Origin of the sequence: Enterobacter cloacae complex sp. IR5428 (genome assembly GCF_049238585.1) — a bacterium.
Classification (GTDB): Bacteria; Pseudomonadota; Gammaproteobacteria; order Enterobacterales; family Enterobacteriaceae; genus Enterobacter; species Enterobacter intestinihominis.
The window spans coordinates 1-11,504 of record NZ_JBMKHV010000006.1 but is presented as its reverse complement, the minus strand read 5'-3'; the positions used below and the strand labels follow the sequence as shown (position 1 = coordinate 11,504).

The following is an 11,504-nucleotide window of genomic DNA, read 5'->3' as shown; positions in this document are numbered from 1 at the left end:
AATAGCCCAGGCCGGATAAGCACAGCGTATCCGGCTTTTTTACATGGAGGGGATGATGAAAAGAGTATTTCTCGCAGGTGCAGCCCTGCTCATGAGCGCCAGCGCGCTGGCCGACGAGTGCGATAACGCGACCACCCAGCTTGAACTGAACACCTGTAGCGCGCAGCAGTACCAGGCCGCCGATAAAAAGCTCAACGAGACCTATCAGGCCGCCATCAAACGTGCGGCTGCACCTCAGCGCGATCTGCTGAAAAAGGCGCAGCAGGCGTGGATCAGCCTGCGCGACGCGGACTGTGCGTTTATCGGTTCGGGTACGGAAGGCGGGAGCGTTCAGCCAATGATTGTGAACCAGTGTCTGGCGGAAAAAACCGTGGAGCGCGAAGCGTTTCTGGCCACGCTGATGCAGTGTGAAGAGGGCGACTTAAGCTGTCCCCTCCCGCCGGGCTGACGCGGCACTGAGCAATCCCCTCGCCCCTCCGGGGAGAGGGTTAGGGTGAGGGGAACATACGGCGGTGGCGGTCATTCCGTTCACTTTATGTTCCTTGCTACTCTGTAACGACATGACCGGTGAACGTGCCAGGGTGGCTCAGTCGCCACCACCCTGGCGACCCGGGCTCCCGGCGGTAAATCGCCGCTTCGCGGTGCCCTCGGCTTATTCCTTCCGGCTTATCGGGTACGGGCGGAGGCAACGTCCCTGTAAAGCCGCCCTCTCGGCGCATCCCTGCGCCTCGCCCCGGCCTGCAGGAAACGCCTCAGCGATTTACAGCCGGACCAGGGCATCGCTGACAGCCCTCAGTCATTTAGAAAGCAACTTTATTGCTTCTGCATAAAAAAATTACTGGGGATCCCTCAGCCCCGCGGGAGAGGGTTAGGGTGAGGGAAATTAGCGCACACGGATCCCTTCGATAATCATCCGCTGCACGTTTTCCAGGGTGCTCTGGAAAAACGCCTCGTCCTGGAGCGTTTTACCGGTTACCGCCTCGACCTGGGCCGCGAAGTCAGCGTAGTGCTGGGTTGAGGCCCAAATCATGAAAATCAGATGCTGCGGATCGACGGGCGCCAGTTTTCCGCTGGCGACCCATCCGGCAATAATGGCCGATTTTTCGTCCACCAGCTGCTTTAGATCTCCCGTCAGCTCCGCCTGCAACAGCGGCGCGCCCTGTAACATCTCCAGACAAAACAGCCTCGATGCCTGGGGATAATCACGCGATACCTCCAGCTTCAGGCGTATGTACTCCTCTATCGCCACCAGCGGGGCCAGCTCTTCGCGAAATGCTTTAAGCGGTGCGAGCCAGATATCCAGGATCTGCTGCATCACCGCCACATATAGCGCCTCTTTCGACGGGTAGTAGTAGAGCAGATTGGTCTTGGACACCCCGGCCTGCTCCGCCACCTGCTCAAGGCGCGTACCGTGAATACCAAACTGCGAAAATGTCTCCAGCGCAGCGCTGAGGATCGCCTGTTTCTTGGCGCTCACCGCCTGCGAACGTTTACCGGGTGTTTTCACTGCGCCTTGTGTCATTTTCGCTCTCCTTATTGGTTTGCCATAGCATAGCAAAAGCCCTGCTTTCTCTCGACATTTTGGGGAGCGGGGCTGCACCAAATCAAAAAGGAAAATGTACGGACAGGTAGACTTAACAGCCCACTTATATTACAAATTTGATATCACTTTTTTCTCGTTAAGTAAGGGCTTTTCCCATGCCTTTAGTCATACGACAAGCAACATTAGCCGATTCAGTATTACTAAAAGAGCTTGGCTATCGCATCTATCCAGCGCACTTTAAGCATATGTGGCAGTCAGAATCAGGATTGTATAATTATTTGGAATGTGAATATTCTCTTCCTGTTATTGAGCAGAATATTAATGACAAAACATAAGCTGGTATATAGCGGAAATAGATCATCGGATTAGTTTTGCGAAGCTGACATGGCAAGCGACTATCACTAATACAGACATTAGTGGTGTTCTTCTTGACAAACTCTACCTTGCCCCAACTAAAACGAATCAGCATTACGGTCAATTAATGTTTAAAAAAGTCATAGATCTTGCCCGAAGTGATGGAAAAAAATTTTTATGGTTGGAGGTTCTCGAGCAAAGCGAACATGCTCATAGATTCTATAAAAAGCAGGGAATACAATACATCAGCGACATCGTTTTCGAAACAGATTCACAGCGGAGCATACTCAAGATAATGGGGATGTGTATATAACGTCCGATTTTCGCTCACAGCGGACCATCGGTGCTGGCTGCATCGTGTCAGGAGTGGACCTTACAAATATCAGCGCAAGAATCAATAGAGAACAAACATACCAGCTCTGGGAGTGATCGTTTCACACAGGTAAAGAACAGACGCAATCACCAATTCTTATACCAAATCCAACCTCACCCGATGGTTTAATGTTTTACTGTTATTCTTCTTTGCTGACGAGAGTAAAAAATGATTGACCACACCGGATTCAACGTCATAAATCTTGAAGACAGTAAGTAATGTTACACAAATGTTCTTGCCAGTCTTGGCCGGGCAAGGCGGTAGGTTTTGGTCCCGCCCAACTCGATGAAGGGCAAGATCCTGGCGGTGCGTTCTGGTTAACACAGGGAACTCCTTCCACACCCCGAATGCATCTTGCCTTCAATGCAAAAAACAAAGAGGATGTTGAGGCATTCCACCGTGTCGCCCTCCAGGCAGGTGGAAAAGATAATGGTGCGCCGGGTTACAGGCCCCATTATCACCCTGGATATTACGCCGCGTTCATCCTTGATCCTGATGGGTACAATATAGAGGCGGTTTAACACGAGACGCGATAGTCGCTAATATACTTCCCCAATGCTGATAGACGATCCTGCGCAAATATTCAGGCAGGATCGTCTGACGGGTGATATCAGTTCAGTAAAAGCGTTGGTCAATTAATGCGTTTGGCATAATTACTTTCTCTGTATCATGAAAAGCGCTTACATCATTTCCTGTATTTCCGTTCCTCTGCTCATAGCAGCCGGTCAACTACCGTGATTTCTGAAGGTGTATCGGCTGTTATTTTACATAAATGGACGGAACTTTCTGTTTGTCAGGGTGACACGGAAAAGGACACAGGCGATACTTATCCTGGAAGATCGAGAGCTGACTGCTTTAGATTACAACAAAACTGGTCTGAAATATTGCTGAAATGGCGCGTTCCGGGTCTGAATCCCAGAAAATTGGCCCACGAAGCACCACGGTAGAAAACCCAGTTTTGCAGTATGGGGGATTATTATGGCTGAAGTCGTAGCTCATTTTTTGTCCTCGCTAACGCTGCGGGAGTTTCGTCGTTAAATGCCTCCCATGCCCTGACGGATATAGAGAGAACAGTCTGAGCATCCCGAGGAAGCAGATATTACAATGAAAGGATCAGTGATGTATTATCAATTATGCCAAAATTAACGGTGTTTTTTGTGGTATGGAGACTGCCTGCTCTGGCTTTTCTTCTTTTGGTTTTTATGGTTTTTATGGTTTTTATGGTTTTAAAATACGAGTCCGGTCTTGGGAAAAGCTCACTAGCAGCATTTATTTTTTTAGTTGCAGTTGTTTTATATAGGATATTTTTGAACTGATATGTTATCAGTCCCAGTGGATATAAAATGCTGTATGTCCAAGTGATTGCGGAGAATTAAAAGAGTGAAGAAAAGACGGCTGGTGCGGCTCGATGGCTGCATCCAGCTCTTATTGGGAGTGCATCTAGTGGGATCGCATGATAGATGATTTTTTAATCAACATTGCGAGTAGTGGTTATAAATATCCCGTCCTCCCTTCTGCGATAGTTTGAAAACATTACCCGGTTCATTACACATGCGACTTTCATAAAAGTTATCCGTTGTTATATTATGTAAACAGATAAGTCGTGTTCCATAGGTAATATCTTCGCGATCACTAGGAATTACTTCGTGTTCCGGTCCATACCAATATAGTTTGGCTTTATCGCCCTTTGCAATAAATGGAGCTGGATCACCAGAAGCCTCCTTATACTCAAATGTAAATTTTTCTCCATCACAAACCATATTCACCATGCATTTTGTATAACTTGTACTATAAGACAAATCTGAACCAGTATTGGGCTCGTATACAGTTACTTTTCTTCTCTCCCGGTATACAGAGTCTATTGAAACTATTCTTCGGTTGAGTTCCTTAGGTAATCTTAGGTTTAGCTCATAATCTTGTTTATGCTGGCAACTTTTTGATAAGTTTGTAACAGAGGAAAATAAATCTTTTTCTTGCATAAGGTTTTTTCGCATCAAATCTCGAAATTGAAGGAATTCATCTGAGTATGTATGACAAAAATTAAGGAGTGTCAGGATAAAACCAAACAAACTTAGTAATAAAAATGGGACATAACATACAAATATATCTGTGCTAGATGAGTAATACGCACCTATAGAAAGTGTACATAAAATCAGACCAAGCAATACAGCTAAACATGCAGATTTACCACGATTTCTTTCAGTGTCCATCATTCTGAACTCGATGCAATCGCAATCTCCTAGCCAGCATATCCTATAGCTATTAGGTGATATTTTATATACAATGATATAAAGATCGCTGTTTTTGGGAATGCATTCAATGGAATTAAAATTTGGTGTGACTGGTCTCAGATCGTAGTAACTTAAATAATAGTAGAACTCATTGTAGGTGATTCTTACGTATGAGGCATTGTTACCTTTCTCATCACACATTCTGTCGATTTTTACTTTGTCAAAAGGCAACCTGAGGCATTTATACATATCTTTGCGACCTAAATTATGTTTGATGTTTATGTCCTGGCACAAATTATAGAAGAAACAGGTCATGAAAACAATTCATACACATGATACATGGATTTGTGAAATATATTTACATGGTGAATTTCCCATTACCTGAAATTAGACAGAACAACCTGAACGTCCAAGCTGGTGATTGCTCCGAACCGTTGAATTCACAGCCAGCAGCGGGCTTTTAGTTGTTGTCAATGGGAGGGTATTTCAGCAAAATGAAATTACCTTTAAACACGGCAATTTTTTATGCAGCCTCCAACTATTAAATCTAGCTCCGGCAGGAGTTACTAACTCATAGAATAAAGGATGCACGGGATCGAATTATGCGTACTCATAAACAGAATAAGCCTCGTAAACTGTATTGCAGCGTCAACACGACTACGCGGCACCATTCTAATAATCCAGGTGCTGAATATTGCTGGGAACGTAATCGTAAAAGAGTCGGGGATGAACTACTGGCCAAGCGCGAGTCAATACATGGCGGACAGAAGCATGGCCGAGACTACACACCATTGTTTTATTTTCTGATCAAAAAGATTGGCAAATCGTGGAATGAAATATTCAGCGAAGTATGTGGACGTCTTGATACCACCGAGCCTGTATTCTGGTTGGTCGCGCTACATGAGCATCAGCGAAGAGATTTATTCTGCATTGGCGAAAGCAGTTTTTATCCGGGTCTGTTTGTTGATGAGAATGGAATTCTGCAAGAGGTAAATACTTCAATCACGATAAAGGATGTTAAGGTGACTTGCCGCTGCTGCACACACACTTATATTGGAGAATCTGTACCCTGGATAGATTGAATAACAACACCTTTTATCCTGCCACGGGTGCGGCCCTCATCAGCAACGAGAGCGATTACTAACTTTTGCTTTTTGCTCAATGCGGACGACCCGCTCCCCAATTCCTTACCGCTTCTGCACCGCCATCGCGCATCGTTGCCTGTTTGCGTGCATCTATTTTGACCATTTAGTCCACTTTATTTGCACTCTATTCACCAACCTTGCGTTAACACTTTAACAATAAAGCCCTTTTAAAAACTGGCATCCCCTTTGCAAAACCCTTTTCACGAGGCTGAACAGGATATGCAGGATGCAGCGCCACGTCTGACTTTCACCCACACAGAGATGAAGAGAGGTTCGTGATGAAAATTGGCGTATTTGTACCGATCGGCAACAACGGCTGGCTTATCTCGACCACTGCCCCGCAATACATGCCGACCTTTGAGCTGAATAAAGCCATCGTGCAGAAAGCGGAGCACTACCATTTCGACTTTGCGCTCTCGATGATCAAGCTGCGCGGTTTCGGCGGTAAGACCGAATTCTGGGACCACAACCTGGAGTCTTTTACCCTGATGGCGGGCCTGGCGGCGGTCACCTCGCGGATCCAGATCTACGCCACCGCCGCCACCCTTACCCTGCCCCCGGCGATCGTGGCGCGGATGGCATCCACCATCGACTCCATCTCCGGCGGGCGCTTTGGCGTTAACCTGGTCACCGGCTGGCAAAAGCCGGAGTACGAGCAGATGGGGATCTGGCCGGGTGACGATTACTTCTCCCGTCGCTACGACTACCTGACTGAATATGTGCAGGTGCTGCGCGATCTGTGGGGCACCGGCAAAAGCGATTTCAAAGGCGATTTCTTCACCATGAACGACTGCCGCGTCAGCCCGCAGCCGTCGGTGCCGATGAAGGTGATTTGCGCCGGACAGAGCGACGCGGGGATGGAATTCTCCGCGAAATACGCCGACTTCAACTTCTGCTTCGGCAAAGGCGTTAACACCCCTGCCGCCTTCGCGCCCACCGCGGCACGCATGAAAGCGGCCGCCGACAAAATCGGGCGAGACGTGGGCTCCTACGTGCTGTTTATGGTGATTGCCGACGAAACCGACGACGCCGCGCGCGCCAAGTGGGAACGATACAAGGACGGCGCGGATGACGAAGCCCTGAGCTGGCTGACCGAGCAGAGCCAGAAGGATACCCGCTCCGGCGCGGACACCAACGTTCGCCAGATGGCCGACCCGACGTCTGCCGTTAATATCAACATGGGCACCCTGGTTGGCTCGTATGCCAGCGTCGCCAGAATGCTCGACGAAGTGGCTGCCGTGCCCGGCGCCGAAGGCGTGCTGCTGACCTTCGATGATTTTCTCACCGGCGTGGAAACCTTCGGCGAGCGTATTCAGCCGCTGATGCAGTGCCGCGCCCACATCCCTGCCGTGACGAAGGAGGTGGCGTAATGACGACCCTCAACGCTCGCCCGGAGGCCATCACCTTTGACGCGCAGCAGAGCGCGCTGATCGTGGTGGATATGCAAAACGCTTATGCCAGTAAAGGCGGGTATCTGGATCTGGCCGGGTTCGACGTCTCGGCCACGCAGCCGGTGATTGAGAATATCAAAACCGCCGTGAGCGCCGCGCGTGCTGCGGGCATGCTGATCGTCTGGTTCCAGAATGGCTGGGACGACCAGTACGTCGAAGCTGGCGGTCCCGGCTCACCCAACTTTCACAAATCCAACGCCCTGAAAACCATGCGCCAACGGCCTGAACTCCAGGGCACGCTGCTGGCGAAAGGCGGCTGGGATTATCAGCTGGTGGATGATCTGGTACCGGAAGCTGGCGATATCGTCCTGCCGAAACCGCGCTACAGCGGCTTTTTCAATACCCCGCTCGACAGCCTGCTGCGCAGCCGGGGCATTCGTCATCTGGTCTTTACGGGCATTGCCACCAACGTCTGCGTGGAGTCCACCCTGCGCGACGGCTTCTTCCTCGAGTATTTTGGCGTGGTGCTGGAAGACGCTACCCATCAGGCCGGGCCGGATTTTGCCCAGAAAGCCGCCCTGTTCAATATCGAAACCTTTTTTGGCTGGGTCAGTAACGTCGCCGATTTCTGCGACGCGCTGGATCCCCCGCTCGCCCGCATCGCCTGAGGAGAACCGCTATGCCGAAATCCGTGATTATTCCGCCGGGCACCAGCACCCCGATAGCCCCGTTTGTCCCCGGTACCCTCGCCGACGGCGTGGTGTATGTCTCAGGCACGCTGCCGTTTGATAAAGACAACAACGTGGTGTTTATCGATGACCCAAAGGCGCAAACCCGCCACGTGCTGGAGACGATCAAAACCGTGATCGAAACGGCGGGTGGCACGATGGAGGACGTGACCTTCAACAGCATCTTTATCACCGACTGGAAAAACTACGCCGCGATTAACGAGATCTACGCGGAGTTTTTCCCCGGCGATAAACCGGCGCGATTTTGCATCCAGTGCGGGCTGGTAAAGCCTGAAGCGCTGGTTGAAATTGCCACCGTTGCGCACATCGCGAAGTGAGGCCGCCATGAAACTGTCCATTTCCCCGCCCCCCTTTGCGGGCGCGCCCGTGGTGGTGCTGATTGCCGGGCTCGGCGGCAGCGGGAGCTACTGGCTGCCTCAGCTCGCCGTGCTGGGGCAGGAGTATCAGGTGGTGTGCTACGACCAGCGGGGCACGGGGAATAACCCGGATACCCTGCCGGAAGACTACACCCTCGCACACATGGCTGACGAGCTCGCACTGGCGTTAGCCGGGGCCGGGATCGCCCGTTACTGCGTGGTCGGCCACGCGCTGGGGGCGCTGGTCGGCCTGCGGCTGGCTATCGATAAGCCTGACGCCCTCACCGCGCTGGTTTGTGTCAACGGCTGGCTGACCCTCAATGCCCATACCCGACGCTGTTTTGACGTTCGCGAACGTCTGCTGCATGCGGGCGGGGCTCAGGCGTGGGTAGAGGCACAGCCGCTGTTTCTTTACCCGGCAGACTGGATGGCCGCCCGCGCTCCGCGGCTGGAGGCCGAGGAAGCGCTGGCGCTGGCCCATTTCCAGGGCAAAGCCAATCTGCTGCGCAGGCTGCATGCGCTGAAACAGGCCGATTTCAGCCGCCACGCTGCACGCGTTCGCTGCCCCGTGCAGATTATTTGTTCCACCGACGATCTGCTGGTGCCGTCCGTCTGCTCCGCGGAACTGCACGCCGCCCTCCCGCACGCCCGCAAAACGGTCATGCGCCAGGGCGGGCATGCCTGCAACGTGACCGCGCCGGACATCTTTAACACGCTGCTGCTGAACGGGCTTGCCAGCCTGCTGCACAGCCCTGAACCCGCTTTGTAAGGAGCCTGAATGAGCGAAGCCATCACGCCCGCCGCGCTGGAAACACTGTTTACCGGCGCACGTACCCATAACGGCTGGCTGGATATACCGGTCAGTGACGAGACGCTGCGCGAGATTTATGACCTGATGAAATGGGGGCCGACGTCCGCCAACTGCTCCCCGGCGCGCATTGTCTTTGTGCGAAGCCCGGAAGGAAAAGAGAAGCTGCGCCCGGCGCTCTCCAGCGGCAACCTTGAGAAAACGCTCACCGCCCCGGTCACGGCAATTGTCGCCTGGGACAGCGAGTTTTATGAGCGCCTGCCTGTACTATTCCCGCACGGCGATGCCAGAAGCTGGTTTACCTCCAGCCCCGCACTGGCGGAAGAGACCGCCTTTCGCAACAGTTCGATGCAGGCCGCGTACCTGATCTTCGCCTGCCGCGCGCTCGGGCTCGACACCGGGCCGATGTCCGGCTTTGACCGGGAAAAAGTGGACGCGGCCTTTTTCACGGGCACGCTGCTTAAAAGCAATCTGCTGATTAACATCGGTTATGGCGATATGAGCAAAGTCTATGGGCGCTTACCGCGTCTGACCTTCGAAGACGCCTGCGGGCTGGCGTAAGGAGCCATCATGACGACACCCGATCAACAAACCTTCCGTGATGCCATGGCCTGCGTCGGTGCGGCGGTCAATATCATCACCACCGACGGCCCTGCGGGAATGGCGGGCTTTACCGCCAGCGCGGTATGCAGCGTGACCGATTCCCCGCCCACTCTGCTGGTTTGCCTCAACCGTGGCGCGTCCGTCTGGCCGATTTTCAGCGAGAACCGCACCCTGTGCGTTAACACGCTGAGTGCCGGACAGGAGCCATTATCCAACCTGTTTGGCGGTAAAACGCCGATGGCGGAACGCTTTGCCGCTGCCCGCTGGCAGACAGGCGACACGGGCTGTCCACGTCTGGAAAATGCCCTGGCCTCGTTCGACTGCCGCATCAGCCAGGTGGTTAGCGTCGGCACCCACGACATTCTGTTTTGCGACATCGTATCCATCGTTCGCCACCCGGCACCGCAAGGGCTGGTGTGGTTCGACCGCGGCTATCACGCACTTATGCGACCCGCCTGTTAATCCGCATTCAGGAGACAGAACATGTTCGGACTTCCTCACTGGCAGTTGAAATCGACCTCTACAGAAGCAGGCGTGGTCGCGCCGGATGAAAGGCTCCCGCTCGGGCAGACAATGGTGATGGGCGTGCAGCATGCGGTCGCGATGTTTGGTGCGACGGTGCTGATGCCCATGCTGATGGGGCTGGATCCTAACCTCGCCATTTTGATGTCGGGTATGGGTACCCTGCTGTTCTTTTTTGTCACCGGCGGGCGCGTGCCCAGCTATCTGGGCTCCAGCGCCGCCTTTGTGGGAGTCGTTATTGCAGCGACCGGGTTTAACGGTCAGGGCATTAACCCCAACCTGAGCGTGGCCCTCGGCGGCATTATCGCCTGTGGGCTGGTCTACACCCTGACCGGTCTGGTGGTGATGAAAGTCGGCACGCGCTGGATCGAGCGGATGATGCCCCCCGTCGTCACCGGGGCGGTGGTGATGGCGATAGGCCTGAACCTCGCGCCGATTGCGGTGAAGAGCGTATCCGGCTCGCCGTTTGAAAGCTGGATGGCGGTGATTACGGTGCTGTGCATCGGCGTGGTGGCGGTCTTTACGCGCGGGATGATCCAGCGGCTGCTGATCCTGGTCGGGCTGATTGCGGCCTGTCTGATCTACGCGCTGCTGGCGAACGTGTTTGGTCTCGGCAAGCCGGTTGATTTCACACTGATTCACCAGGCCGCCTGGTTCGGCATGCCGCAGGTGACCTCACCCACCTTTAACGCTCAGGCGATGATGCTCATCGCGCCTGTCGCGGTGATTCTGGTGGCTGAAAACCTGGGCCACCTGAAAGCCGTAGCGGGAATGACCGGGCGCAATATGGACCCGTATATGGGGCGGGCATTTGTGGGAGACGGTCTGGCGACCATGCTCTCCGGCTCGGTCGGCGGCAGCGGCGTGACGACCTACGCGGAAAACATCGGCGTGATGGCAGTGACCAAAGTCTACTCGACGCTGGTCTTCGTGGCGGCGGCGGTGATGGCGATACTGCTCGGCTTTTCCCCAAAATTCGGCGCATTGATCCACACCATCCCGGCACCCGTGATTGGCGGCGCCTCGATTGTTGTATTTGGTCTGATTGCCGTCGCGGGGGCACGCATCTGGGTGCAGAATCATGTTGATCTGAGCCAGAACGGTAACCTGATCATGGTGGCGGTCACGTTGGTGCTGGGCGCAGGCGACTTCGCCCTGACGCTGGGCGGGTTTACGGTGGGCGGGATTGGTACGGCGACCTTCGGCGCGATCCTGCTCAACGCCCTGCTTAGCCGCCGCAAAGGGGATAAAGCGCAAGCGGAAGCCGTCACCCCCTGATCCTGAAATAGCCGGTTGACGCTACTGTATGACCGGATACATAGGTAACAGATCAGACCGGGAACATAGGTAACACTTTTCAGTCTATCCGGAGCACACTCTGGGTTTTTCGGTCGTAGTACGCAAGCGTTATTCCATTAAAGATGATGGC

13 protein-coding genes are annotated in these 11,504 nt (G+C 53.3%); 11 read left to right on the top strand and 2 right to left on the bottom strand.

Annotation, left to right across the window (positions count from 1 at the left end; genetic code table 11):
- Positions 1 to 55: 55 nt before the first annotated feature.
- Complete coding sequence (locus tag ACOTXC_RS10070; protein ID WP_063853802.1) at positions 56 to 448, top strand: lysozyme inhibitor LprI family protein; 393 nt, start codon at positions 56 to 58, stop codon at positions 446 to 448.
- A 435-nt stretch (positions 449 to 883) separates the two neighbouring features.
- Here the strand turns inward: ACOTXC_RS10070 and rutR are convergent, their stop codons facing one another.
- Positions 884 to 1,522, bottom strand: coding sequence for an HTH-type transcriptional regulator RutR (rutR, locus tag ACOTXC_RS10065; RefSeq protein ID WP_022647683.1), 639 nt, complete (start codon positions 1,520 to 1,522; stop codon positions 884 to 886).
- A 502-nt stretch (positions 1,523 to 2,024) separates the two neighbouring features.
- Here rutR and ACOTXC_RS10060 point away from each other — a divergent pair.
- A complete protein-coding gene (locus ACOTXC_RS10060; RefSeq protein WP_421767612.1) occupies positions 2,025 to 2,210 on the top strand; it encodes a GNAT family N-acetyltransferase in 186 nt (61 codons plus the stop codon).
- Between the two features lie 278 nt (positions 2,211 to 2,488).
- Positions 2,489 to 2,791 carry a VOC family protein gene (locus tag ACOTXC_RS10055; RefSeq protein WP_421767611.1) on the top strand — a complete coding sequence of 101 codons (303 nt, stop codon included), beginning with the start codon at positions 2,489 to 2,491 and terminating at the stop codon, positions 2,789 to 2,791.
- Positions 2,792 to 3,742: 951 nt separating this feature from the next.
- Here the strand turns inward: ACOTXC_RS10055 and ACOTXC_RS10050 are convergent.
- On the bottom strand, positions 3,743 to 4,483 hold the full coding sequence (locus tag ACOTXC_RS10050; RefSeq protein ID WP_421767610.1) for a hypothetical protein: 741 nt from the start codon (positions 4,481 to 4,483) through the stop codon (positions 3,743 to 3,745).
- A gap of 620 nt (positions 4,484 to 5,103) precedes the next feature.
- Between ACOTXC_RS10050 and ACOTXC_RS10045 the strand changes: the two genes are divergently transcribed.
- The 8 genes from ACOTXC_RS10045 to rutG all read left to right on the top strand — a co-directional run bounded on the left by ACOTXC_RS10045 (position 5,104) and on the right by rutG (position 11,353).
- The gene (locus ACOTXC_RS10045; protein WP_058647427.1) at positions 5,104 to 5,583 is read left to right on the top strand and encodes a hypothetical protein; all 480 of its coding nucleotides are present in this window, start codon (positions 5,104 to 5,106) and stop codon (positions 5,581 to 5,583) included.
- Positions 5,584 to 5,924: 341 nt separating this feature from the next.
- Entirely contained in the window at positions 5,925 to 7,016 is a 1,092-nt protein-coding gene (gene rutA / locus ACOTXC_RS10040; RefSeq protein ID WP_421767609.1) for a pyrimidine utilization protein A, read from the top strand.
- Positions 7,016 to 7,705, top strand: coding sequence for a pyrimidine utilization protein B (rutB, locus tag ACOTXC_RS10035; protein ID WP_332953642.1), 690 nt, complete (start codon positions 7,016 to 7,018; stop codon positions 7,703 to 7,705). The genes rutA and rutB overlap by 1 nt, the downstream gene beginning before the upstream one ends.
- Positions 7,706 to 7,716: 11 nt before the next feature.
- Complete coding sequence (gene rutC, locus ACOTXC_RS10030) at positions 7,717 to 8,103, top strand: pyrimidine utilization protein C (protein ID WP_015570870.1); 387 nt, start codon at positions 7,717 to 7,719, stop codon at positions 8,101 to 8,103.
- Between the two features lie 7 nt (positions 8,104 to 8,110).
- Positions 8,111 to 8,911, top strand: a complete 801-nt coding sequence (gene rutD, locus ACOTXC_RS10025) for a pyrimidine utilization protein D (RefSeq protein WP_022647680.1) — start codon at positions 8,111 to 8,113, stop codon at positions 8,909 to 8,911.
- Positions 8,912 to 8,920: 9 nt separating this feature from the next.
- The gene (locus ACOTXC_RS10020; protein WP_022647679.1) at positions 8,921 to 9,511 is read left to right on the top strand and encodes a malonic semialdehyde reductase; all 591 of its coding nucleotides are present in this window, start codon (positions 8,921 to 8,923) and stop codon (positions 9,509 to 9,511) included.
- 9 nt (positions 9,512 to 9,520) lie between these two features.
- Positions 9,521 to 10,015 (top strand): NADH-dependent FMN reductase RutF, encoded by a 495-nt coding sequence (gene rutF / locus ACOTXC_RS10015; RefSeq protein ID WP_023299762.1) that lies wholly within the window; start codon positions 9,521 to 9,523, stop codon positions 10,013 to 10,015.
- A 21-nt stretch (positions 10,016 to 10,036) separates the two neighbouring features.
- Positions 10,037 to 11,353, top strand: coding sequence for a pyrimidine utilization transport protein G (gene rutG / locus ACOTXC_RS10010; RefSeq protein ID WP_063149022.1), 1,317 nt, complete (start codon positions 10,037 to 10,039; stop codon positions 11,351 to 11,353).
- Positions 11,354 to 11,504 lie beyond the last annotated feature (151 nt).